This window comes from Paenibacillus melissococcoides (assembly GCA_944800085.1).
GTDB lineage: Bacteria > Bacillota > Bacilli > Paenibacillales > Paenibacillaceae > Paenibacillus_B > Paenibacillus_B melissococcoides.
Window position 1 is genome coordinate 1,148,241 of sequence record CALYLO010000001.1, and the last position, 24,221, is coordinate 1,172,461.

The 24,221-nt window shown below is 56.5% G+C and carries 20 protein-coding genes; all 20 read left to right on the forward strand.

Going from position 1 to position 24,221, the window contains the following annotated elements; all coding sequences use genetic code 11:
* The first annotated feature begins 219 nt into the window (after window positions 1–219).
* The 20 genes from OCY70_RS05230 to dapA all read left to right on the forward strand — a co-directional run bounded on the left by OCY70_RS05230 (window position 220) and on the right by dapA (window position 24,143).
* Window positions 220–4,530 (forward strand): PolC-type DNA polymerase III, encoded by a 4,311-nt coding sequence (locus OCY70_RS05230; RefSeq protein WP_373871413.1) that lies wholly within the window; start codon window positions 220–222, stop codon window positions 4,528–4,530.
* Between the two features lie 211 nt (window positions 4,531–4,741).
* Window positions 4,742–5,203, forward strand: coding sequence for a ribosome maturation factor RimP (gene rimP, locus OCY70_RS05235; protein ID WP_213426552.1), 462 nt, complete (start codon window positions 4,742–4,744; stop codon window positions 5,201–5,203).
* Between the two features lie 119 nt (window positions 5,204–5,322).
* Complete coding sequence (gene nusA / locus OCY70_RS05240) at window positions 5,323–6,423, forward strand: transcription termination factor NusA (RefSeq protein ID WP_213426553.1); 1,101 nt, start codon at window positions 5,323–5,325, stop codon at window positions 6,421–6,423.
* Between the two features lie 81 nt (window positions 6,424–6,504).
* The gene (gene rnpM / locus OCY70_RS05245) at window positions 6,505–6,816 is read left to right on the forward strand and encodes an RNase P modulator RnpM (protein ID WP_168181005.1); all 312 of its coding nucleotides are present in this window, start codon (window positions 6,505–6,507) and stop codon (window positions 6,814–6,816) included.
* On the forward strand, window positions 6,809–7,132 hold the full coding sequence (locus OCY70_RS05250) for a L7Ae/L30e/S12e/Gadd45 family ribosomal protein (RefSeq protein ID WP_213426554.1): 324 nt from the start codon (window positions 6,809–6,811) through the stop codon (window positions 7,130–7,132). The genes rnpM and OCY70_RS05250 overlap by 8 nt, the downstream gene beginning before the upstream one ends.
* Complete coding sequence (gene infB, locus OCY70_RS05255) at window positions 7,125–9,692, forward strand: translation initiation factor IF-2 (RefSeq protein WP_213426555.1); 2,568 nt, start codon at window positions 7,125–7,127, stop codon at window positions 9,690–9,692. Before OCY70_RS05250 ends, infB begins: the two co-directional genes overlap by 8 nt.
* Before the next feature lie 60 nt (window positions 9,693–9,752).
* Window positions 9,753–10,109 carry a 30S ribosome-binding factor RbfA gene (rbfA, locus tag OCY70_RS05260; protein ID WP_213426556.1) on the forward strand — a complete coding sequence of 119 codons (357 nt, stop codon included), beginning with the start codon at window positions 9,753–9,755 and terminating at the stop codon, window positions 10,107–10,109.
* A 70-nt stretch (window positions 10,110–10,179) separates the two neighbouring features.
* On the forward strand, window positions 10,180–11,175 hold the full coding sequence (locus OCY70_RS05265; RefSeq protein WP_213426557.1) for a DHH family phosphoesterase: 996 nt from the start codon (window positions 10,180–10,182) through the stop codon (window positions 11,173–11,175).
* On the forward strand, window positions 11,172–12,086 hold the full coding sequence (truB, locus tag OCY70_RS05270) for a tRNA pseudouridine(55) synthase TruB (RefSeq protein ID WP_261948749.1): 915 nt from the start codon (window positions 11,172–11,174) through the stop codon (window positions 12,084–12,086). The genes OCY70_RS05265 and truB overlap by 4 nt, the downstream gene beginning before the upstream one ends.
* A 172-nt stretch (window positions 12,087–12,258) precedes the next feature.
* Complete coding sequence (locus OCY70_RS05275) at window positions 12,259–13,236, forward strand: bifunctional riboflavin kinase/FAD synthetase (protein WP_213426559.1); 978 nt, start codon at window positions 12,259–12,261, stop codon at window positions 13,234–13,236.
* A 172-nt stretch (window positions 13,237–13,408) separates the two neighbouring features.
* Window positions 13,409–13,678, forward strand: a complete 270-nt coding sequence (gene rpsO, locus OCY70_RS05280; protein ID WP_213426560.1) for a 30S ribosomal protein S15 — start codon at window positions 13,409–13,411, stop codon at window positions 13,676–13,678.
* Window positions 13,679–13,988: 310 nt separating this feature from the next.
* On the forward strand, window positions 13,989–16,190 hold the full coding sequence (gene pnp / locus OCY70_RS05285) for a polyribonucleotide nucleotidyltransferase (protein ID WP_213426561.1): 2,202 nt from the start codon (window positions 13,989–13,991) through the stop codon (window positions 16,188–16,190).
* Between the two features lie 155 nt (window positions 16,191–16,345).
* Complete coding sequence (locus tag OCY70_RS05290) at window positions 16,346–17,359, forward strand: polysaccharide deacetylase family protein (RefSeq protein ID WP_249724541.1); 1,014 nt, start codon at window positions 16,346–16,348, stop codon at window positions 17,357–17,359.
* Window positions 17,360–17,418: 59 nt separating this feature from the next.
* Window positions 17,419–18,693, forward strand: a complete 1,275-nt coding sequence (locus OCY70_RS05295; RefSeq protein WP_213426563.1) for a M16 family metallopeptidase — start codon at window positions 17,419–17,421, stop codon at window positions 18,691–18,693.
* Window positions 18,662–19,120 carry a dUTP diphosphatase gene (gene dut, locus OCY70_RS05300; protein WP_213426564.1) on the forward strand — a complete coding sequence of 153 codons (459 nt, stop codon included), beginning with the start codon at window positions 18,662–18,664 and terminating at the stop codon, window positions 19,118–19,120. The genes OCY70_RS05295 and dut overlap by 32 nt, the downstream gene beginning before the upstream one ends.
* A 185-nt stretch (window positions 19,121–19,305) precedes the next feature.
* The gene (gene dpsA, locus OCY70_RS05305; protein WP_213426565.1) at window positions 19,306–20,208 is read left to right on the forward strand and encodes a dipicolinate synthase subunit DpsA; all 903 of its coding nucleotides are present in this window, start codon (window positions 19,306–19,308) and stop codon (window positions 20,206–20,208) included.
* Complete coding sequence (locus tag OCY70_RS05310) at window positions 20,205–20,795, forward strand: dipicolinate synthase subunit B (RefSeq protein ID WP_213426566.1); 591 nt, start codon at window positions 20,205–20,207, stop codon at window positions 20,793–20,795. The genes dpsA and OCY70_RS05310 overlap by 4 nt, the downstream gene beginning before the upstream one ends.
* An 88-nt stretch (window positions 20,796–20,883) precedes the next feature.
* The gene (locus OCY70_RS05315; protein ID WP_213426567.1) at window positions 20,884–21,924 is read left to right on the forward strand and encodes an aspartate-semialdehyde dehydrogenase; all 1,041 of its coding nucleotides are present in this window, start codon (window positions 20,884–20,886) and stop codon (window positions 21,922–21,924) included.
* 75 nt (window positions 21,925–21,999) lie between these two features.
* The gene (gene dapG / locus OCY70_RS05320; RefSeq protein ID WP_213426568.1) at window positions 22,000–23,217 is read left to right on the forward strand and encodes an aspartate kinase; all 1,218 of its coding nucleotides are present in this window, start codon (window positions 22,000–22,002) and stop codon (window positions 23,215–23,217) included.
* A 53-nt stretch (window positions 23,218–23,270) separates the two neighbouring features.
* Window positions 23,271–24,143: a 4-hydroxy-tetrahydrodipicolinate synthase gene (gene dapA / locus OCY70_RS05325; protein WP_213426569.1), complete on the forward strand. Its 873-nt coding sequence runs from the start codon at window positions 23,271–23,273 to the stop codon at window positions 24,141–24,143.
* Window positions 24,144–24,221 lie beyond the last annotated feature (78 nt).

The window sequence follows — 24,221 nt, forward strand, 5'->3', positions numbered from 1 at the left end:
CGTGCCCGGCCGAACGGGCTGCGGGATGAATGACAAGGAAGCTTCCTCCGCGGGAACATCCAACGGAACACCGGACGATGGCTCGAGTGCAGGAAGCTTTTCTTTTTCCAAGGTAGTTCAACAAGTCCGCTTGTGATCGTCAAGTGATACAGGCAGTTCTATATTCAGCAAGATTACGAACCGATACGAACCGGTTGTCATGGGGGTGGAATAATCGGCATGTCGGATAACAGAATGCGATTCGAGTTGTTAATGAAGCAGGCGGGCATTCCTGCGGAGCTGGCGGAAGGAAGCTATCATGACGCCAGGATCGAGCGGGTGGAATGCAGCCGTTCCAATCGGGAGTGGACCATTCATATCGGGAAGGCGTCGGTCGCGCCGGCGGAGGCGTACCGCACCTTTTGTCTCCGCGTGCAGGAGAAGCTGTCCCATATCGCCAAGATCCGAATTATTTTTCATTATGACGAAAATGTGAGCAACGCGGAGATCGTCGATGCCTATTGGGGGCTGTTCGTCGAATGGGTCAAGCGGGAAGTCGCCTCCGTCAACGGTTGGCTGCATCGCGCCAAGCTCGATGTGGAAGGCGATCTGGTCAAGCTGACGCTGGCCGAAGCGACGACATTGGAGCTTGCCAAGAAGAAACAGATCGACCGTTATGCCGTTCAATTTTTCGAGACGTATTTCTCCCGCTCCCTGCGCTTCACGATGCAGAAAGGCAGCTTCGATGCGGACGCTTATGAGGCCTTCCAGGCGAAGCTTATTGAGGAAGAGCGGCAGGTCGTCCAGCAGATGATGGTCGAAGCCGAGCGCGAGGCGGCGGAGGCGGCCGCTCCCGGGGAAGCGCCGGAACGTCTCCACGTCGGCTACGATATCAAGGACGATGCGACGCCGATTATGGATATTCAGGATGAGGAGAAGCGGATCACGATCCAGGGAGCCGTCTTCGGGCTGGAAATGAAGGAGCTGCGGAACGGCAGCACGCTGTTCACCTTCAATGTGACGGACTTCTCCGATTCGCTCATGATGAAGATGTTCGCGAAGACGAAAGAGGATCTTGCCATGCTCAGCCTCATCGCCAACGGCAAATGGGTGAAGGCGCGCGGACGCGTGGAGTACGATCGCTTCATGATGGTGCCCGAGCTTGTGATGATTCCTTCGGACCTGAACGAGATCACGCCGCCTGCGGAGCGGCAGGATACGGCAGAGGAGAAACGGGTCGAATTCCATCTTCATTCCACGATGAGCACGATGGATGCGGTGGCGCCGATTGACGCCTATATCAAGCAGGCGGCCAAATGGGGCCACAAAGCGATTGCGGTCACGGATCACGCCAACGTGCAATGCTATCCGGAGGCGGCCAAGGCAGCCAAGAAGCATGGCTTGAAAATGATCTACGGCCTGGAAGCGAACGTCATTAACGACGATCTGGAAGTGGTCATGAACGCCGAGCCGCGCAATTTGAAGGAAGCCACGTATGTAGTATTCGATATCGAGACGACCGGTCTGTCGGTCACGAATACGAAGATGACGGAGATCGCCGGCGTCAAAATGCAGGACGGCAAGGAGATTGATCGGTACGCCAGCTTCGTCAATCCGCATGAGCCGATTCCGTACCATATTCAGCAGCTGACGAATATTACGGATGAGATGGTGAAGGATGCTCCCGAAATCGATCAGGTGCTGCGCGAGTTCACGGAATTCGTCGGCGACGCGATCTTGGTCGCGCACAACGCGAGATTCGATGTCGGGTATGTGCAGTACAATCTGAAGAAGCTGGGCATGCCCGAGCTGACCAATCCGGTCATCGATACGCTGGAGCTGGCCCGGCTGATCCATCCGACGCTGAAAAACCACCGCCTGAATACATTGGCGGACAAATATAAGGTGTCGCTGGAAAACCATCACCGCGCCATTGACGACACGATTGCGCTCTTCGGCATTTTGAACGGTTTGCTGAAGGACGCGCAGGCGATCTACGGCATTGAGATGCTCGACCGCCTGAATGATTATGTCGGCCAGAATCTGAAGAACGCGCGGCCGTTCCACTGCAATATTTACGCGTTGAACAGCGTCGGCAAGAAAAATTTGTACAAGCTTGTCTCGCTGTCGCATACCGAATACTTCAATCGCGTCGCCTGCATTCCGAAGAGCAAGCTTGTGGAGATGCAGGAAGGGCTGCTGCTCATGTCGGGCTGCGAGAAGGGCGAGTTTTTCGAGACGGTGCTCAACAAATCGATCGAAGAGGCCGAGCAGGTGGCCGAGTTCTACGACGTGCTGGAGATTCAACCGCTGACGATGTATATGCATCTGGTGGAAAAGGGACTTGTCGCCTCCAAGCAGCATATCGAGGAGGCGCTCCGCAAAATTGTCGAGATCGGGGAAAAACTGAACAAGCCGGTCGTCGCCACGGGCAACGCGCACTATCTCCATCCAAGGGACAAGCTGTTCCGCGATATTACGATTCACGGCATCACGGGCTTCAGCCCGCTCAAAGATATGCGGAAGCCGGATGCCCATTTCCGCACGACGACGGAAATGCTGCAGGAATTCGAGTTCCTCGGCAAAGAGACGGCCTACGATGTCGTCGTCCGCAATACGAACGAGCTCGCGGATCGGTTCGAGGAATTGGTCCTGTTCCCGGACAAGCTGTTCACCCCGATTATCGAAGGGGCAGACGAAGAGATTCGGACGACCTGCTACCGGACAGCCGAAGAAATCTACGGCACTCCGCTGCCGGACATCGTGGTCAAGCGGCTTGAAAAGGAGCTGGAGCCGATTATCAAATACGGCTTCTCCGCGAACTATCTGATCTCCGAGCGGCTCGTCAAAAAATCGAATGAAGACGGCTATCTCGTCGGATCGCGGGGCTCCGTCGGATCATCGGTCGTCGCGACCTTCCTCGGCATATCCGAGGTTAACCCGCTGCCTCCGCATTATATATGCAAGAATCCGGAATGCAAGCACAGCGAGTGGATTACGGACGGAAGCGTGCCGAGCGGCTTCGACCTTCCGGACAAGACGTGCCCGCAATGCGGGCAAATGCTGAAGGGCGAGGGCCAGGACATCCCGTTCGAGACGTTCCTCGGCTTCAAGGGCGACAAAGTTCCCGATATCGACTTGAACTTCTCGGGGGAGTATCAGCCGCATGCGCATAACTTCACGAAGATCATGTTCGGCGAGAAGAGCGTATTCCGCGCGGGGACGATCGGAACGGTGGCGGAGAAGACGGCGTTCGGCTTCGCCAAAAAATATGAGGAAGCGCACGGGAAGTCCTGGCGCGGCGCCGAGCTGAACCGGCTCGCTGCCGGCTGTACCGGGGTGAAGCGGAGCACCGGCCAGCATCCGGGCGGGATCGTCGTCGTACCGGATTACATGGAAGTCGAGGATATAACGCCGGTCCAATACCCGGCGGACGATACGTCGGCCGAGTGGAAGACGACGCATTTCGATTACCACGCCTTCGATGCGAATCTGCTCAAGCTCGATATTCTCGGACACGATGATCCGACGATGATGCGGATGTTGCAGGATCTGACCGGCGTCGATCCGACGACGATTCCGATGAACGATCCGAAGGTGATGAGCTTGTTCAATTCGACGGACGCGCTGGGCGTCACGCCGGAGCAGATACGCACGCCGGTCGCCACCTACGGAATTCCCGAGATGGGAACGCGCTTCGTCAGGCAGATGCTCGTGGAAGCACAGCCTTCCTCGTTCGCGGATTTGCTGCAAATCTCGGGCTTGTCCCACGGGACGGGCGTATGGCTCGGCAATGCGCAGGAGCTCATCAAAAACGGGGTCTGCACGATCAAGACCGTCATCGGCTGCCGGGACGAGATTATGCTGTACTTAATCTACAAGGCGGGAATGGATGCCGGCCTTGCCTTCAAAATCACCGAGAGCGTGCGGAAAGGGAAAGGGCTCACCCCGGAATGGATCGAAGAGATGAAGCGGTGCAACGTGCCGCAATGGTATATTGATTCCTGTCTCAAGATCCAGTACATGTTCCCGAAGGCCCACGCCGCGGCGTACGTTATCTCGGCGGTGCGGACCGCGTACTTCAAGCTCTACCATCCGATTGAATTCTATGCGACGTACTTCACGGTGCGGGCGGAAGATTTCGATATCGAGCTGTGCTGCCAGGGCTATGATGCGATTAACAAAAAAATCAGCGAGATCGAAGCGAAGGGATTCCAGGCGACGACGAAGGAGAAAAGCATGGTGTCGATTCTGGAGATGGCGCTCGAAATGACCGCCCGCGGGTTCACGTTCAAGCCGATCGATCTGTACCGGTCCGACGCGACCCGCTTCCAGGTGGACGATGGCGCGCTCATCCCTCCATTCTCCGCCGTACAGGGCATCGGGGAGAACGCGGCCCGCAATATCGCGGCTTCCCGCGAGGCGGGAGAATTCCTGTCCGTGGAAGACTTCCAGAACCGCTCCAAGGCGACGAAAACGATCGTGGAGCTGCTGAGCCAGATGGGCTGCTTCCGCGGACTGCCCGAGAGCAATCAGCTATCGCTGTTCTGACCGGGCGCTTCGAGTGCCGGCGGGGCACATTTCCGGAAGGCAGAGGTTGGGATTGCCCTTGCCATTCCGTATAGGGCTATGATATAATTTTTTTGGTAATCATGTGGATAAATCCGTTGCGCAAAGAGTGGGGAAACCCACTCTTTCATATTTGCGTGCGGATTCTGAAATATACAGCAACTATTTCCAACTAAGCAGGAGGTCCTTGAATTTGAGTTCACCGAACATTAAATCGGTAGTCGAGAGCATGATCACGCCATATTTGGAGGAGAACGGTTTCGAACTGGTTGACATCGAGTATGTCAAAGAAGGCAGCAGCTGGTATTTGCGCATCTTTGTCGACAAAGAGGGCGGCATCGATATCGAGGACTGCGGGCGCATCAGCGAGTACGTAAGCCAGAAGCTGGATGAGGCCGATCCGATCGAGGACGCTTATTTCTTGGAGGTATCGTCTCCGGGGGCGGAACGCCCGTTGAAAAAACCGCAGGATGTGGCCAAGTCGGTAGGCAAGCATGTATTTGTCACTACATACGAGCCGATCGGCGGATTGAAGGAGTTCGAGGGAGAGCTGGTGTCGTTCGACGGCGAGACGATGGTTGTCCAGGTTGGCGGCACAGACCGCGCCATCCCGTATAATAAAGTAGCCAGCGCGCGGCTTGCGATTGTCTTTTAACATTCAGCACGCGTTCAAATAGGCCGGTTTTCAGCGCCGGCCGGACTGTATGAATTTGATCCTTTTTGAACTGAACAGGAATCAGGCCGTGACCGGTCGAAAGGGGGAGCTAACCAATCATGAGTATGGATTTTATTGAAGCGTTGACCGAAATTGAACGAGAAAAAGGAATTAGCAAAGATGTATTGATTGAGGCGATTGAAGCAGCTCTTATTTCCAGCTACAAGCGCAATTTCAATACCGCGCAAAACGTGCGGGTCGACGTGAACCGCGCGACGGGCGTCATCAAAGTATTCGCCCGCAAGACGGTCGTGGACGAGGTTCTCGACCCTCGCCTCGAAATCTCGCTTCACGCCGCCCGCGAGATGAATCCGAATTATCAGCTGGATGACATTTGCGAAATCGAAGTGACGCCGCGCGATTTCGGCCGCATCGCCGCCCAGACAGCGAAGCAGGTCGTGACCCAGCGCATTCGCGAGGCGGAGCGCGGCCTTATTTATAACGCGTTTATCGACAAGGCGGAAGATATCGTAACCGGTATCGTGCAGCGTCAAGATATGCGCAACGTCTTCGTCGATCTGGGCAAGGTAGAAGCGGTTCTGCCGCTGAATGAGCTGATGCCGAACGAGAAGTTCAAGCACGGGGATCGGGTGAAGGCATACATCACGAAGGTGGAAAATACGACAAAAGGGCCGCAAATCGTGCTGTCCCGGACGCATCCGGGACTGCTGAAGCGCCTGTTCGAGCTGGAAGTGCCCGAAATCTTCGACGGGGTCGTCGAAATTAAGTCGGTCGCGCGCGAAGCGGGGCAGCGCTCCAAAATCGCGGTCCACTCCCGGAACGAAGAGGTGGATCCGGTAGGGTCCTGCGTCGGACCGAAAGGAATGCGGGTGCAGACGATTGTCAATGAGCTGCGCGGCGAGAAAATCGATATCGTCCGCTGGTCGGACGATGTGAAGGAGTATGTCGCCAATGCGCTCAGCCCTTCCAAAGTCGTCGATGTCGCCGTGTATGAATCCGAGAAGATGGCACGGGTTATCGTGCCGGATTATCAATTGTCGCTCGCAATCGGCATCAAAGGCCAGAACGCGCGCCTTGCCGCCAAGCTGACCGGATGGAAGATTGATATCAAGAGCGAGTCCCAGGCCGAGCAGGAGCCTGTTCAGGAAGAGAGCGGCATAGCGGAAGACACAGACAGCTTCGATAGCTTCGAAGAATAACATCGAAGGCGCGACCATCGCCATATGTTACGGTCGCAGCCTCCGCCGGAAGCTCGATCGGATCGTAAGGGGGAATGAGTCATGAGAACAAGGAAGGTTCCGCTGCGCAAATGCGTCGCCTGTCAAGAAATGATGCCGAAAAAAGAACTGATTCGCGTCGTCCGGACGCCGGAAGACGAAGTCCTCATCGATCTGACCGGCAAGAAATCGGGCCGCGGCGCTTACTTGTGCGGGAAGCTGTCCTGCTTCAAGCTGGCGCATAAATCGCGGGCGTTGGACAGAGCGTTGAAGCATCAGGTGCAGCCTGAAATCTATGAGCAGCTTGCGCAAGATTTCATCAAGGTGGAAGATGAATTCAATGCCATGAAGGAACAGGTGGACGATGATGAGTAAGCTGATGTCCCAGCTCGGCCTTGCTCAACGGGCGGGCAAGCTGGTGACGGGCGACGAGATTGTCCTCAAGGCGATCCGCGGCACCCAGGCTCAGCTTGTCATCGTAGCGGGGGATGCATCCGAGAACACGAAGAAGAAGTTTCGGGATAAGTGCAAATCGTACGGTATTCCGTTGGCCATCGGATTTGACAGAGACAGGCTGGGAGGAAGCATCGGCAAGCCGGAGCGGGTCGTGCTGGCCGTAGTGGACAGCGGATTTGCGGCCATGATGCGGAACGGACTGAAAACTATGTCGGAGGTGGAGTATATTGAGTAAACAAGAGAAGGACAATAAAGATAAATTGAGAGTTTACGAATATGCCAAATCGCTCAATATGAGCAGCAAGGAAATTATTACGATACTAAAGCGTTTGAACATTCCAGTCAACAACCATATGAGCGTAATGGAGAATGATGCCGTGAAGAAGGTCGAACAGTTTTTCCGTGATGTAAAAGCAAATGCGCAAGCCAAGCGAGAAGGAGGGCAACCTTCGAAGCCGCAAGCGCAGACGAGCCAAGCGGGAACGAAGCAGACCGAAGCGGCGAAAAAGCCGGAACAGCACAAAGAAGCGAACGACAGAACGCAAGGCCAACGCGGATCGCGCGACGGCCAGCGCCAACCGCAGCGCGGCGAGCAGCAGCGTGAAGGCAATCGCGGGCAAGCGGGACGCAATTCCGATCGCAATGCGCAGCGCGGCGGTCAACGAGATCAACAAAGACAGGGCGAGAAGCAAACGACAATGAATACAAGACCGAACCAAACCAACAACAGAACGGGCGGACAGGATTCCACACAACGCAAGACTCAGGGCGGACCAGCGAACAATTCGAACCGCGGCGGCGGACAGGGCGGCCAAGGACAACGGCAAGGGAAGCCGGGCAATGCGCCAGCTTCGAACCGTTCCAATCCGCCGCGCCGCTTCGAAGATTCCAACCAGAAGGACGGCAAGCGGAACAATAAGCCAGGCAACCGCCGCTTCGACGACAACAACAAGTTCGGCGGTTCCCGGGGCGGACAAGGCCGCGGCCGGAACAAAGGCAAGAACAACCATCAGCAGCAGGAGCGCCGCGAAAAAATCGACAACACGCCGAAGAAAATCATCGTTCGCGGCACGATGACGGTGGGAGAACTGGCGAAGCTGCTTCATAAGGACGCTTCCGAGGTGATCAAGAAGCTGTTGTTCCTCGGGGTCATGGCGACCATCAACCAGGAAGTCGATCTGGACACGATCCAGCTGATTGCCGACGAGTTCAAGGTCGAAGTCGATCTGAAGCTTCCGGAGATCGAAGATCCGTTCGAAGCAGAGGAAGAAGTGGACGATGAGGCCGATCTGATGGAGCGTCCGCCGGTCGTTACCATTATGGGGCACGTCGACCACGGGAAGACGACGCTGCTCGACGCCATCCGCAAGACGAACGTCACAAGCGGCGAGGCAGGCGGCATTACCCAGCATATCGGCGCATATCAAGTTGAGTTCAATCAGAAAAAGATTACGTTCCTGGATACCCCGGGCCACGAAGCGTTCACGCTGATGCGGGCGCGCGGCGCGCAGGTAACGGACATTACGATTATCGTCGTCGCAGCGGATGACGGCGTGATGCCGCAGACGGTAGAGGCGATCAGCCATGCGAAGGCGGCGAACGTTCCGATCATCGTCGCTGTCAACAAAATTGACAAGCCTGAGGCGAATCCGGATCGCGTCAAGCAGGAGCTGACCGAGTATGAGCTCGTTCCGGAGGAGTGGGGCGGAGACACCATCTTCGTCAACGTATCGGCGAAGCAGCGCATGGGTCTGGAAGAGCTGCTTGAAATGATTCTGCTCGTGGCCGAGGTCAATGAATTCAAAGCGAATCCGGACAAACGGGCCCGCGGCACGGTCATTGAAGCCGAGCTCGACAAGGGACGCGGCCCGGTTGCGCGCGTTCTCGTGCAGCACGGCACCTTGCGCGTCGGTGACGCGTTCGTCGCAGGCACCTGCTTCGGCCGGGTGCGCGCCATGGTCAATGACAAGGGACGCCGTCTCAAGGAGGCAGGCCCTTCGACCCCGGTCGAGATTACCGGTCTGACGGACGTTCCGCAAGCGGGCGATCCGTTCATGGCGTTCGAGGAAGAGCGCAAAGCCCGCTCCATCGCCGAGAAGCGCGCGACGACGCTTCGGGAAAGCCAGTGGGGCGCGAACTCCCGCGTCACCTTGGATGATCTGTTCAAGCATATTAAGGAAGGCGAGATGAAGGAACTGAACGTCATCATCAAGGCGGATGTTCAGGGTTCCGTAGAAGCGCTGCGCGGATCGCTCGAGAAGATCGATGTCGAGGGCGTGCGCGTGAAGATCATTCATTCCGGCGCCGGGGCGATTACCGAATCGGATATTATTCTCGCAACGGCATCCAACGCAATTGTAGTCGGCTTCAACGTGCGTCCGGACGCGCAAGCGAAAGCGACGGCTGAGCAAGAGAAGGTGGATATCCGCCTGCATCGCGTCATCTATTCTATCGTCGAAGAGATCGAACAGGCGATGAAGGGGATGCTCGATCCGGAGTACAAGGAAGTCGTCATCGGACACGCGGAAGTGCGCCATACGTTCAAGGTCGGCAAGGTCGGAACGATCGCCGGCTGCATGGTTACGCAGGGCAAGATTTCGCGTTCGGCCGATGCTCGCCTGATTCGCGACGGCATCGTCGTGTTCGACGGCAAGATCGACTCCTTGAAGCGCTTCAAGGACGATGCCAAGGAAGTGGCGCAAGGCTACGAATGCGGAATTATGCTGGAGAAGTTCAATGACATCAAGGAAGGCGACATTATCGAGGCGTTCGTCATGGAAGCCGTGGAACGATAAGTGCCCGGCATGATCTTGCCGGCATATTGATGAACCAAATAACGAAATGAGGTGTATCCCATGGCAAACTTCCGATCCGGACGGGTTGGCGAACAGATGAAGAAGGAGCTGAGCCAGCTCATCCAATTGGAATTAAAAGATCCTCGAATCGGGTTTGTCACGGTGACGGGCGTCGATGTGACGAATGACCTGTCGCTGGCCAGAGTCTATCTCAGTGTGATGGGGACGGAAGAAGAGAAGGAAGATACGATCAAAGCACTGGAAAAGGCCAGCGGCTTTCTCCGCTCCGAGATCGGCAAGCGAATTCGTCTGCGCCATACGCCCGAGCTGTCGTTCAAGATCGATGCTTCGATTGAATACGGCAGCCGGATCGAAAAGCTGCTTGACGATATTCGCGACGATCGCAAGACGACATAAATGTGCAATGAAGGACTGAACAGGCAAATCGAGCTTCCGGCTCGATTTGCCTGTCTTCACGGAGGTGCCTATGGCAGAAATGTTATCCGACCGCTACGCGGAAGATATCGAACGGGCATGCGAGTTCCTGCGATCATGCGACGATGCGCTCGTCGTGTCGCATGTGCAGCCGGACGGGGATGCGATCAGCTCCACGCTCGTCATCGGCTGGCTGCTGGACAAATGGAACAAAACCTATCGGCTGGTCAACGAGAATGGCGTGCCGGGCCGGCTGAGGGACTTGCCGATGGCCGATCAGATTGGCAGTTACGCGGATGAAGACGCGCCGGAGAAGAAATATGAGACGGTCATATGCGTGGATTGCGCCGACTATGCCCGGATCGGCAAGATAGCGAACTGGATTGCGCCGGATGCCCGCATTCTGAATATCGATCATCATCCGACGAATGACCGTTATGGCGAGGCGGCGCTGATCCGCCACAATGCCGCGGCGACGGCGGAGATTCTGTACGATCTGCTGCTGGCAGCGGGCGTCGAGCTGGACGAACAGGTCGGGACGATGCTCTATACGGGGCTGCTGACCGATACGGGCGGCTTCCGCTACAGCAATACGACTCCGCATGTGATGAGCGTGGCTTCCGAGCTGCTGAAGCTGGGGGTCGAAGGGAACACCATCGCCGAACGGCTGCTGGAGACGATGTCGATGGCGCAGTTGAAGCTCATCCAGCGCGGATTGTCCCGCCTCACCTTTACGCCGGATCAGCGAATCGGCTGGCTCTTCATCACGCCGGAAGATATGCGGGAGACGGGGGCGGTCAATGAAGATCTGGAAGGTCTCGTCAATTATGCCCGCAATGTCGAAGGCGTCGACGTCGGGCTGCTGTTCAAGCAAATCGATGAACAGAGCGTCAAGGTGAGCATGCGTTCTTCGGAGCGCGTCGATGTCTCCGCGATTGCGCAATCGTTCGGAGGCGGAGGACATGTCCGGGCCGCCGGGTGCAAAGTATCCGGTGCGCTGGATGATATCATTAGACAAGTAGTGGAACGGGTGAAACAAGAGTTATGACAGAGCTTCATGGTGTTCTTCCGGTATGGAAGCCGGCAGGCTGGACGTCGCACGATGTCGTGGCCAAAGTCCGCCGGCTCATTCGGGAAAAGAGAATCGGGCACACGGGCACGCTCGACCCTCAAGTCGTGGGGGTCCTGCCGCTATGCGTCGGCAGAGCGACCCGGCTGGTCGAATATTTGCAGGAAATGCCGAAGGAGTATGTAGCGACGCTGCGGCTTGGCGTATCGACCGATACGGAGGATATGTCAGGCGAAGTGACGGAACGCGCCGATGCCTCTCATGTGACCGAAGCGATGGTCAAGGAAGCGCTGCTGTCATTCCTCGGGCCCATCGAACAGGTTCCTCCGATGTATTCCGCCGTCAAGGTCAACGGCAAGCGGCTGTACGAGCTGGCGCGGGAAGGCAAGACCGTGGAACGCAAGCCGCGGCAAGTGACGATCCATCACATTGAGCTGATCGGAATGACGCTTGGCGGCGCGGAACCGGAGGTGCGGTTCCGCGTGCAATGCTCTAAGGGGACGTACATTCGCACCCTGTGCGTCGACGTCGGACGCAAGCTGGGGATGCCGGCCGCCATGGCGGAATTGATCCGGACCCGCTCCGCCAACTTCGGGCAAGAGGACAGCTTCACCTTCGCCCAGATCGAAGAAGCGATGGAGGCCGGCACGCTGGCGAAGCTGCTGATTCCGATAGATCGGGCCGTCTCGCATTTTCCCGAGCTCCGGGTCGCTCCCGCCTTCGCGCGGCACGCGGTTCAAGGGAAGGGGATACCGGAACGGGGCCTGAGCGCTCCGCCTTTGACGAATCGCATCTATCGGTTGTATGATGAAGAAGGAACTTTTTTCGGCTTGTATCATAAGCCGGACACGGAGCAGGTGCTGCATCCGATCAAGGTCTTCGTGCCTTAATCGTTCTGCGCAAGGAGGGGAGACCCTTTTTGCGCTGTCCTTTGCCCTGTTTTGTGAAACAGATAACATACCGAAAATGTATGCTTGAACCGGATTTGCGGGAACAACTACCAAGATGGGAACGGCGGTTGTGCGGCAACCGGAAATACGAATGCAGGGGCTCTGATTACAAATGGAAAAGATAGTGCTACATGCAACAGACGGACATGCGGACTGGATGGCGTGGCAGCAGCCGCAAGTGGTGATCCTGGGTCATTTCGACGGCATACACGCCGGCCATGTGAAGGTGATTGAGCGGGGGCTGCAGTATGGGCGGGAGCATGGCCTGCCTGTCGCCCTGATGACCTTTCACCCCCATCCGAAGGCGGTATTCGGGGATGAACGGTATACAAGATACTTGACTCCGCCGAAGGAGAAGGAACGGATTCTGGACCAGCTCGGCATCGACCGCTTATATATCATAGACTTTAATTTAAGCTTTGCGCAGGTGAAGGCCCGCACGTTCGCGGACTGCCTGTGCGCTCTCGGCGTGAAGCATGCCGTCGTCGGCTTCGACAACCGGTTCGGCCATCGCGGCGAAGGCTCGGCCGAGCTGCTGGCCGAATGGGGAGAAGGCTGCTTCACCGTCGATATTGTGCCGGCCCACAACGAAGACGACGCGAAGGTAAGCAGCACTCGCATCCGTCAGTCCCTTGCCGAAGGCGATATCGCGAAAGCCAATCAATTGCTTGCCCGCCCATACCTGCTTCGCGGTACGGTCATCCACGGCGATGCCCGCGGGCGCACGATCGGCTTCCCGACCGCGAACGTGGACCCGGACGAGCCGTATGTCATTCCGAGGAACGGCGTCTATGCCGTCAAGGTGAAGGTTGGCGGGAAGTGGCATGACGGCGTGATGAACATCGGCCTGAAGCCGACGTTCAAGAGCGGGGAGACGAGACCTTCGATCGAGGCGCATCTGTTCGATTTCGACGCGGACATTTACGGCGAGGAAGTCACGGTGGCCGTCATGGATTTCCTGAGAGCCGAGCAGAAGTTCGACGGCATCGCGGCGCTTGTCGCCCAGATTACGGCGGATGCGGAGGAAGCCCGGCGGCGGCTGGCATCCATCGAGGGCGAGCCGGCATTGGAGAGCGTGTTCCAGGGGTAGCACCGGCTGCTGCCGACAGACATCGAGAATCTGCGTTTACTTTTCAATCTGATAGTGATATACTAGTAACGTTGTCGTGAATACGCGGCAATAGCCATAGCTTGGTTGCTCGATCTCACCGACGGCAACGAGGCTATCGGCTGAATTGATAACATATTGGGAGGTGAATAGGATGGCATTGACTCAAGAGCGCAAGCAACAGCTCATTGACATGCACAAGACGCACGAATCGGATACTGGATCTCCGGAAGTGCAGATCGCTATCCTTACTGAGAACATCGTTAATTTGACGGATCACTTGCGGACACATAAGAAAGACCATCATTCCCGCCGCGGATTGTTGAAAATGGTCGGTCAACGCCGTAAGCTTCTTGCTTACTTGAAGAAGAAGGATGTTAATCGTTACAGCGCATTGATCGAGAAGCTCGGACTGCGCCGTTAATAGCAAGAACCTCTAGCAGCCTGGTTGTTCATCCCGCCTGACAGTGCGGCATGCAGCCGGGTTGCTTTTTAACGATGAGGCGAATTTTGACCTGTGGAGATGATATCAGGCGCAAGGCTGGACGAGCCCCGGCCCGCAGTCTGTTGATACATAATCCTATTATTATGCAAGTTCATGAACCGCTTCTAATATCTGATCTGCGGATTGTTTCCGGGCTCGCGCATCCCTCCTTGTTTTTTAAGCCGGGATGCAGGAGATAATGGTAGGTGTAACGAAGATAACATATGCGTAGAACTTAAGGAGGGATCCGATGAACCGCATCGAGATGGAACTTGGCGGAAGACCGCTTGTACTCGAGACGGGACGATTGGCGAAGCAAGCCAACGGCGCCGTCAAGGTTCAATACGGTGACACGGTCGTCTTATGTACCGTGACCGCTTCGAAGGAACCAAAAGATTTAGACTTTTTTCCGCTAACCGTAAATTATGAAGAGCGTCTGTATTCCGTGGGCAAGATTCCCGGGGGATTCATCAAGCGGGAAGGGCGTCCGAGCGAGAAGGCGATCCTGGCAAGCCGTCTCATTGACCGTCCGATTCGTCCGCTGTTCCCGGAAGGCTTCCGCAATGACGTTCAGATTGTCGATCTCGTCATGAGCGTCGATCAGGATTGCTCGCCGGAGATAGCGGCCATGATTGGAACGTCCGCTGCGCTCTCGCTCTCCGATGTGCCGTTCAACGGCCCTATCGGAGGGGTTATCGTCGGCCGGATTGACGGTCAATTCATCATTAACCCTACCGTGGAACAGGAAGAGAAGACCGATATTCACGTCACGGTCGCAGGCACGAAGGATGCGATCATGATGGTCGAAGCGGAAGCGAACGAAGTGCCGGAAGAAGTGATGCTGGAAGCGATCATGTTCGGCCACGAAGAGATTCGCAAGATTGTCGACGTGATCGAGCGCTTTACCGAGACGGCCGGAACGGCGAAGATGGAGGTCAAGCTCCATGCGGTTGACTCTGACGTCAATGCCGCGGTGCGCGCATTTGCGCAGGCGCGCCTGGTGGAAGCGATCCGGATTCCGGAGAAGCATGCGCGCCAGGATGCGATCGACGCCATCAACCAGGAAGCGGTCGAACATTTTGAAGCGCAGTATATCGAGTCGCCTGAGCTGATGGATGATGTGAAGGAGACGCTGTACGACATTGTCAAGGAAGAAGTGCGCCGCTTGATTACGCATGAGAAAGTGCGCCCGGACGGCCGCAAGCTGGATGAGATTCGCCCGATCGAGTGCGATACGAGCCTGCTGCCGCGCACGCACGGATCAGGCCTGTTCACGCGGGGCCAGACGCAGGCGTTGAGCATCTGTACGCTGGGCGCGCTGGGCGATGTGCAGATTCTGGACGGCATCTCGCTGGAAGAATCGAAGCGCTTCATGCATCATTATAATTTCCCGCCGTTCTCCGTAGGGGAAGCTCGTCCATTGCGGGCTCCAGGCCGCCGCGAGATTGGACATGGCGCTCTCGGCGAACGCGCGCTGTCCAAGGTCATTCCGCCGGAGTCGGATTTCCCGTACACGATTCGTCTCGTATCCGAGGTGCTGGAATCGAACGGCTCCACCTCCCAGGCCAGCATCTGCGCGAGCACGCTGGCGATGATGGATGCGGGCGTCCCGATCAAAGCCCCGGTCGCCGGGATTGCGATGGGACTTATCAAGGACGGAGAGCATTTCTCGATCCTGTCCGATATTCAAGGGATGGAAGACCATCTCGGAGATATGGACTTCAAAGTGGCAGGGACCGCCGAAGGGGTTACCGCCATCCAGATGGATATCAAAATCGACGGCATTGACCGCAGCATATTGACGCAAGCCTTGGCGCAAGCCCGTGAAGGGCGCCTGTTCATACTGGACAAGATGCTTCAGGTCATCGACAAGCCGCGCGAGACGCTGTCTCCATATGCGCCTAAGATTTTGATCATGCAGATCAATCCGGACAAAATCCGCGACGTCATCGGGGCGGGCGGCAAGGTGGTCAACAAGATCATCGACGAGACCGGCGTCAAGATCGATATCGAGCAGGATGGACGCATCTTCATCGCATCGCCGAATGAAGAGTCCAATATCCGCGCCCGCGATATGATCGAAGCGATCGTCAAGGAAGTCGTCGTCGGCGAAGTATATACCGGAACGGTGAAGCGCATCGAGAAGTTCGGCGCGTTCGTGGAGATTCTTCCTGGCAAGGAAGGGCTCGTTCATATTTCGCAAATGGCGGCCGAACGCATCGCGAAGGTCGAGGATGTCGCTTCCATCGGCGATAAGATCGAAGTCAAGGTTGTCGAGATTGATCAACAAGGCCGCATCAATCTGTCGCGCCGCGTCCTGCTTGAGCCGGCACAGCCGGAAGGGACGGCGAATGCAGACGGAAGCGGTTCGGAGCGTCCGCGCAGCGGAGGACGCCCGCCGCATGGAGGATCGCGTCCAAGAGGGCCGCGTCCGCCACGGCCGCAATCGTAATAAGGAAAAACAGCATAGAGACAAGGAAAGAGGCAGACTGGTTTCTGGCTCTTTTTTTGCGCTTATGTTTTTAATTGGTCCGTGTCAGCCTCGCCTTCCGCCGCATAACTAAGTCCGATTTGGCATAGAATCAGAAGGACAAACTGTGGAAAGGAATGGACTCAATGCGGCGAGTTACGCGAAAATGGATGTTTATCATCGCTTCTTTCATCGGGGTGCTATATATCGGAACGGGAACGGAGGCCGGCTCCTTCATTAAAGAGCGCAAAGCCGTGCTCGCCATCGGCGAGGCGTACCGGGCGAATGAGGCGGAAGCGCTGGAGCAGCTCCCGCTGCGGGAACGGATTGCGGAGGAAGCCAAGAGCAAATATATCGCGCCGATCGACGCGCGGATCGACCGGATCTGGAAAGCCATTCCGGGGTATAACGGGCTGGAGGCGGATCTAGAGCGAACGTACGAAGCCAATAAATCAAAGCCGGCGGGCGCCGAAATTACATGGGTTATGCGAGAAATTCCGCCGCGGGTGACGCTCGAGCAATTGGGGCCGCAGCCGATCTACCGCGGCAATCCGAACAAGAAGATGGCCGCGCTGATGATTAATGTCGCTTGGGGGAACGAGTATATCGAACCGATGCTGGCGACGCTGAAGGAAGAAAAAGTGAAGGCGACGTTTTTCTTTGACGGAAGCTGGCTGAAAAAAAATCCGGAGATGGCGAAGCGGATTCAGGAGGAAGGGCATGAGCTTGAGAATCATGCTTACTCCCACCCGAATATGAGCGAACTGAGCGCGGGCTTGCAGGCCCAGCAAATCGAGAAAACGAAGCGCCTGCTGGAGACGACCCTCCAAGTGAAGAACAAATGGTTCGCGCCTCCATCCGGCGACTTCAACGCGCTAACGGTTCAAACCGCGCATGCCTACGGCTTGAAGACCGTCCTCTGGACAGTGGATACCGTCGATTGGAGACATCCGAATCCTTCCGACGTCATTCGCAAAATCGACGCGAAGGTCGAGCCCGGCTCTCTTATCCTGATGCATCCTACGCCTGCCTCCAAGGCCGCGCTGCAAGGAATCATCCTCACGATTCGCCACAAAGGCATTTTGCCCGGAACGGTCAGCGAGACGCTGTCCGAGAAGCGGCTTGACCTGGGGTCGGTTGAGCCGCGTTAAGTTTTTTGGTAGGATTATAGGGGCAACAAGGATTGAACTTCGGATGAGGAGGATTGCCGGTGGAGAAAGTGCAGTTAAGTAACGGCCTGCGGGTCGTTATGGAAAAAATACCAACCTGCCGTTCCGTATCATTCGGCATTTGGGTGAAGACCGGTTCACGCAATGAGAATGAGTCGACCAACGGTATTTCTCATTTTATTGAGCACATGATGTTTAAAGGTACGGAACGGTTCGATGCCAAGGCGATCGCGGATTCGTTCGACGCAATCGGAGGGAATGTGAACGCATTTACTTCGAAGGAATATACGTGCTATTATGCCAAGGTGCTGGATGAGCATCTCCCGATAGCCGTCGATGTGTTGTCGGACATGTTTTTCCGTTCGGCTCTCCAGGCCGAAGAGCTGAGCAAGGAAAAGAACGTCATACTCGAAGAAATCGCGATGTATGAAGACACGCCCGACGATACGGTGCACGATCTCGTAACGCGTGCCGCTTTTGGCAGCCACCCGCTCGCGTATCCGATTCTCGGGACGAAGGATCGTCTGGAGCCGATGGGGTCTGCCGACTTGCGCCAATACATGCAGGGGCATTACACGATTGAAAATACGGTGATCGCTGTGGCGGGCAATTTCGATGCCTCTCTGTTGGAGCTGCTGGAGAAGCATTTCGGACATTTCCGCAATTCCCGCCCGTCCCAAGAGGTGTCTGCTCCGATATTCGGCGGGAGCTTGATCTTCCATCAGAAGAAGACCGAGCAGAATCATATTTGCTTGAGCTTGCCAGGCTGCTCCATGACCGATCCGCGGCTCTATGCCATGATCTTATTGAATAACGTTATCGGAGGCGGCATGAGCTCTCGCCTGTTCCAGGAGATCCGCGAGAAGCGGGGCTTGGCCTATGCGGTCTATTCCTATCATTCGTCTCATGCCGATTGCGGACTGTTCACCATTTATGCGGGCACGGCGCCGAAGCAGACGGAAGACGTGCTGGGCATAACGCTTGAGGTGCTTAGCAATCTCGCAGCGCACGGTCTGACGCAGGATGAATTGAAGAAGGGCAAGGAGCAGTTGAAAGGAAGCTTGATTCTGGGGCTGGAAAGCACCGGCGCCCGGATGAACCGGTTGGGCAAGAACGAGTTGATGCTCGGCCGGCACTATACATTGGATGAAATCATTGCGCGCATCGATGCGATTACGATGGATGACATTACATATGTTTTATCCCGCATGCTGTCCGAGCCGTTTGCCGCGGCTATGGTTGGAGCGAACGATCGCGCAATTTCTGCTTTCAGGAGGGATTACTTTGCTACAGCAAGTCCATCAGGTTCAAATTAAAAAATTGCCCGGCAATGAAGATATTCCGCTGCCGCAGAAGATGTCCGATCTGGCGGCCGGCTTCGATCTGTATGCGGCGGTAGAGGAGCCGCTGACGCTGGCGCCCGGCCACCGCGCCTTGGTACCCGCCGGATTCGCGATGGCGATGCCGCCTTATCTGGAAGCGCAGATTCGCCCCCGCAGCGGCCTCGCCTTCAAGCATGGCATCACCTGCCTCAATTCCCCGGGCACGATTGATGCGGATTACCGCGGCGAGGTGAAGGTGCTGCTTGTCAATCTCGGACAGCAGCATTTTACGATTGAGCGCAAGGAGCGGATTGCGCAGATGGTGTTCCAGTCCGTGCCGCAGATTGAACTTGCGGAAGTGGATGAGCTGTCCGACACCGTTCGCGGCGAAGGCGGCTTCGGCCACACCGGAACGAAATAGGTTGCCCATGCAGTCACTCTTACCGGGGTGGCTGCTTTTTTGATCGCCCGGATCTAGCCGTCCGGCCGCCTCCAGTTGGACCGTCAGCGGCAGGACATTCCTTCTTCCGTCTGCCCGGTTCACCTTTTTTGGGCTCGCGAATAAGATGTTCTATACACTGCGGGGATAAGGAGTGAACGGCAAGCATGTTAACGGGAGTTCAAGTGGTGTTCATCGGCGGCGACGCCCGGCAGCTTGAGATTATTCAGAAGCTGTCCGAGTTGGACGCCAGCGTTATTCTTGTGGGCTATGAACAGCTGCAAAATCCGTTCCACGGCGTCCAACGCCAGCCGTTGACGCCGGAGCTGCTGAGAAAGGCCGATGCGGTCGTCCTGCCGGCGGTAGGGACGGATGACAAAGGCAAGGTTCATGCCATATTCACGTCGGAAGAGCTGGTGCTCGCGGAGGAGCATGTGGCCGCTTTGCCGGAGCATGCCGTGCTGTTTACCGGAATGGCGAAGCCGTACTTAAGCAAGCTGTGCACGAAATACCGGCTGAAGCTGTTCGAGCTGTTCGACAGGGATGACGTGGCGATATATAATTCAATCCCGACGGCCGAGGGCGCCCTGATGATGGCGATTCAGCATACGGACATTACGCTGCACGGCTCCGAGTCGGTCGTGCTCGGCATGGGAAGGACCGGATTTACGATGGCGCGGACGCTGCTCGGCGTCGGGGCCCGGGTGCGGATCGGGGTAAGGCGGAACGAGCATTTCGCCAGGGCGACGGAGATGGGGTTCAACCCTTTCTATATAAGGGATTTGGCGCGGGAAGTGTCGAACATCGACTTGCTTTTTAATACGATACCGACTATGATAGTCACAGCGCAGGTCATTGCCCAAATACCCCATCGCGCGGTCATTATCGACCTGGCCTCGATGCCTGGAGGCGTCGACTTCCGGTTCGCCGAGAAGCGCGGAATCAAGGCGATGCTGGCCCCGGGATTGCCGGGGATCGTCGCGCCGAAGACGGCGGGACGCATCTTGGCGCAGAGCATCTCACAGCTGCTGCAGGAGTCCATGGTGGAACGGGGGATTATAGGGCAATGAATTATAAGGGAATCACGGTAGGTTACGCGCTGACGGGATCTCACTGCACGTTCGAGGAAGTGATGCCCCAGATTCGGCGGTTCGTCGATGCGGGAGCGCGGGTCATTCCTATCGCTTCGAATACGGTAATGACGACGGACACCCGGTTCGGAACATCCGAAGGGTGGCAAAAGCAGTTGAAAGAAATAACGGGGAATGATATTATTTCTACAATTGTGGAGGCGGAGCCGCTTGGCCCGTCCAAGCTGTTGGACGTCATGGTTATCGCTCCTTGCACGGGCAATACGACGAGCAAGCTGGCGAACGCGATGACAGACAGCCCCGTCCTGATGGCCGCGAAGGCCCAAATGCGCAATCAGCGTCCGCTCGTCCTGGCCATCTCCACGAATGACGGCCTGGGGTTGAACGCGGCCAATATCGCCAAGCTGCTAGTGGCGAAGAACATATACTTCGTTCCATTCGGGCAGGACAATCCGGTTCAGAAGCCGAATTCGCTGGTCGCCCGCATGGATCTCGTGCCCGAGACCTGTCTGGCGGCGCTGGAGGGAAGACAGCTTCAGCCGGTGCTGTTGGAACGTTACCAATGAACATAATGTAGTGGATCATCTGTCGAGGGGCTCGCAAGCATCCCTCGACAGGTTGATATAGACGATGGCAAGAGGGGAGAAACGACATATGACCAATCAGAAGCGGTATAACGTTGCAGTAGTCGGCGCAACCGGCGCCGTAGGGGAACAGATTATCAAATTGCTGGAACAACGTCAATTTCCCATTGAGACGCTGACATTGCTGTCCTCCGCCCGTTCCGCCGGAACGAAGATTGCATTTAACGGCAAGGAGATTACGGTGCAGGAAGCGAAGCCGGAGAGCTTCGAGGGAATAGATATCGCCTTGTTCAGCGCAGGCGGCGACGTGTCGAAGGCGCTTGCTCCGGAAGCGATTAAGCGGGGAGCGGTATGCATTGACAATACGAACGCCTTCCGCATGGATCCGAACACGCCGCTCGTCGTTCCTGAAGTGAATATGGACAAAGCGGCAGAGAATCAGGGCCTCATTGCCAATCCGAATTGCTCTACGATCCAGATGGTTGTCGCGTTGAAGCCGCTTTATGACCGGTATGGCATCTCCAAAGTCATCGTCTCGACTTACCAAGCCGTCTCCGGAGCGGGAAGCCGGGCGATCGACGAGCTGCAGCGCCAGACGAAGGAAGCGCTGGAGGGCCGGGACGTGAATCCGGATATTCTTCCGGTGGGCTCATTGCCGGTGAAGCACCAGATTGCCTTCAATGCGATTCCGCAAATCGATAAATTCCAAGACAACGGCTTTACGCTCGAAGAAATGAAGATGATCCGGGAAACGAAGAAAATAATGGGGGACGAAGACATACAGGTTACGGCGACATGCGTGCGGATCCCTGTCGTATACGGTCATTCCGAGTCCGTTTATGTCGAGTTGAAAGAAGACTTCCAGCTTGATGAAGTCAAAGAGCTGCTGGCCAACGCCCCCGGCATTACATTGGTGGACGATCCGGAGGCTCAACAATACCCGCTGGCGACCGAATGCGCCGGGAAGCCAGACGTATTTGTAGGCCGGCTGCGCAGAGACTTGAACGAACCGCGCGCTCTCAACATGTGGATTGTATCCGATAACTTAATGAAAGGCGCTGCATGGAACGCGGTTCAAATTGCTGAACATCTCGCGTCGGAGCGGCCATAACGGCAGGCTGCTCCTGCCTTTTTTGTCTATCGGCACGTTATCTGGCAGTCAGTCTTCATGGTTGGAGGAAACGCTATGCGTATATTAGTACAGAAATTCGGCGGCACTTCTTTGTCAACCGCCGAGGCAAGAGAAAAAGTAGTTCATCATATACGGCGGGAGCTGGATCAAGGCTACCGCCTTGCCGTCGTCGTCTCCGCGATGGGAAGACGGGGAGAGCCTTACGCGACAGACACTCTGCTTGATTGGATGCAAGAGAACGGCAGCGAGCTGCCTCCGCGGGAGCGGGATTTATTGCTGTGCTGCGGTGAAATCATATCGGCCACCACTTTATGCGGCCTGCTCCGCCGTAACGGCATCTCTGCAACCGTGCTGACGGGAGCCCAGGCCGGCTTCCGGACGGACCGCCAGTTCGGCAATGCCCGCATTCTGGACGTATGTCCCGAGCGGGTTGTCGAGGGCTGGAACCATGCCGATGTCGTCATCGTCACCGGCTTCCAGGGGCAGACCGATGAGGGAGATATCACGACCCTTGGCCGGGGGGGAAGCGACACGTCCGCCACGGCGCTGGGTGCGGCGCTGCATGCGGAAATTGTCGATATTTATACCGATGTGAACGGCATATTGACCGCAGATCCGCGCTTGGTGGAGGATGCGAAGCCGCTCTCGGTCGTAAGCTATACGGAGATGTGCAATCTGGCCAATCACGGGGCCAAAGTCATTCATCCGCGCGCGGTCGAGATCGCGATGCAGGCTCAGGTGCCTGTCCGCGTCCGCTCCACCTTCAGCGAAGACGAGGGAACGCTCGTCACTCATCCGGAAGGCTTTCATGCGGTGGAGACGGCTTTCGTCGATCGCTATGTGACAGGAATCGCTTACGTGAGCAACGTCACGCAAATCTCGGTGGAAGCGGAGGCCGGAATCTATGATTTGCAGCTCAAAGTTTTCAAAGCGATGGCCCAAAATCATATTAGCGTAGACTTTATTAATGTTACCCCGTCAGGCGCCGTTTATACGGTATTCGATACCGATGCCCCGAGAGCGCGGGAGGTGCTGGAGGAGATGGGCTTTTCGCCCAAATTCCTGTCCGGCTGCGCCAAAGTGTCGGTTATCGGCGGCGGGATCAACGGCGTGCCGGGAATTATGGCCACGATCGTGGAAGCATTGACGGAGCAGGAGATACAGATACTGCAATCCGCCGATTCGAATACGACGATATGGGTTCTCGTCAGGAAGGAAGATATGGTTCGGGCGTTGCGGGCGCTGCATTCCAAATTCCATCTGGAGCGGTGATGCAGGATGCCTTCCAGGCGTTGATCTGAAGTTGCAAGAGGAGGAGTCTAACAGTGGAGTTCGGAAGATTGATAACCGCCATGGTGACCCCGTTCGATGCCAATGAACGGATTCATTGGTCTGAAGTGGAACGTCTGATTCATGATTTGATTGAGGTGCAGCGGAACGACAGTCTGGTCATATGCGGAACGACGGGGGAATCCCCGACCTTGACCGATGATGAGAAGGTGGCGCTGTTCAAGTTCGCTGTGGAAAAGGCCGCTGGACGCGCCCGGATCATTGCCGGAACAGGCAGCAACAATACGGCCCACTCGATTCATCTGACGAAGCTGGCCGAGGAAGCCGGCGTCGACGGCGTTCTATTGGTCGCTCCTTACTATAACAGACCGAATCAGGAAGGCTTGTACCGCCATTTCAAGGCGATTGCCGAATCGACGAAGCTTCCGGTCATCTTGTATAACGTCCCGGGGCGGACCGCCGTAAGCCTGTCTGTCGAGACGACGCTTCGGCTGACGGAGATACCGAATATCGTCGCGACGAAGGAATGCGCTTCGCTGGAGCAAATGACGCTGATCGTCGATGGCGCGCCGGAAGGGTTCTGCGTTTACAGCGGCGACGACCCTCTGACGCTGCCGCTCCTGGCCGTGGGCGGCCACGGCATCATTAGCGTAGCGAGCCATCTCGTGGGCGCGGAGATGAAGACGATGATCGAAGCGTATCTGAACGGGGATAATGCGGAAGCGGCCCGGCTGCATCGCCGCCTGTACCCGGTCTTCAAGGGGCTGTTCCATTGTCCGAACCCCGTTGCCGTCAAGTATGCGCTTCAGCTCCGTGGCTATCATGTCGGCGGGGTGCGTCTGCCGCTCGTGGAGCCGTCCGAGAGCGAGGCCGCCTTTATACGCGAGCTGGTTCAGTCGCTCGATTGACATTTATTTTTTAATAAAAATATTTGAACGGTTAGAGGACCGATGCCTTGCGGGGCATCGGTTTTTGTTTTTCGGAGA

What these genes read in the sequence shown, in the direction of transcription:
- OCY70_RS05230 (WP_373871413.1), top strand. Translation starts at nt 220, where the DNA reads ATGTCGGATAACAGAATGCGATTCGAGTTGTTAATGAAGCAGGCGGGC.
- nusA (WP_213426553.1), top strand. Translation starts at nt 5,323, where the DNA reads ATGAGTATGGATTTTATTGAAGCGTTGACCGAAATTGAACGAGAAAAA.
- rnpM (WP_168181005.1), top strand. Translation starts at nt 6,505, where the DNA reads ATGAGAACAAGGAAGGTTCCGCTGCGCAAATGCGTCGCCTGTCAAGAA.
- OCY70_RS05250 (WP_213426554.1), top strand. Translation starts at nt 6,809, where the DNA reads ATGAGTAAGCTGATGTCCCAGCTCGGCCTTGCTCAACGGGCGGGCAAG.
- rbfA (WP_213426556.1), top strand. Translation starts at nt 9,753, where the DNA reads ATGGCAAACTTCCGATCCGGACGGGTTGGCGAACAGATGAAGAAGGAG.
- OCY70_RS05265 (WP_213426557.1), top strand. Translation starts at nt 10,180, where the DNA reads ATGGCAGAAATGTTATCCGACCGCTACGCGGAAGATATCGAACGGGCA.
- truB (WP_261948749.1), top strand. Translation starts at nt 11,172, where the DNA reads ATGACAGAGCTTCATGGTGTTCTTCCGGTATGGAAGCCGGCAGGCTGG.
- OCY70_RS05275 (WP_213426559.1), top strand. Translation starts at nt 12,259, where the DNA reads ATGGAAAAGATAGTGCTACATGCAACAGACGGACATGCGGACTGGATG.
- rpsO (WP_213426560.1), top strand. Translation starts at nt 13,409, where the DNA reads ATGGCATTGACTCAAGAGCGCAAGCAACAGCTCATTGACATGCACAAG.
- pnp (WP_213426561.1), top strand. Translation starts at nt 13,989, where the DNA reads ATGAACCGCATCGAGATGGAACTTGGCGGAAGACCGCTTGTACTCGAG.
- OCY70_RS05290 (WP_249724541.1), top strand. Translation starts at nt 16,346, where the DNA reads ATGGACTCAATGCGGCGAGTTACGCGAAAATGGATGTTTATCATCGCT.
- dpsA (WP_213426565.1), top strand. Translation starts at nt 19,306, where the DNA reads ATGTTAACGGGAGTTCAAGTGGTGTTCATCGGCGGCGACGCCCGGCAG.
- OCY70_RS05310 (WP_213426566.1), top strand. Translation starts at nt 20,205, where the DNA reads ATGAATTATAAGGGAATCACGGTAGGTTACGCGCTGACGGGATCTCAC.
- OCY70_RS05315 (WP_213426567.1), top strand. Translation starts at nt 20,884, where the DNA reads ATGACCAATCAGAAGCGGTATAACGTTGCAGTAGTCGGCGCAACCGGC.
- dapG (WP_213426568.1), top strand. Translation starts at nt 22,000, where the DNA reads ATGCGTATATTAGTACAGAAATTCGGCGGCACTTCTTTGTCAACCGCC.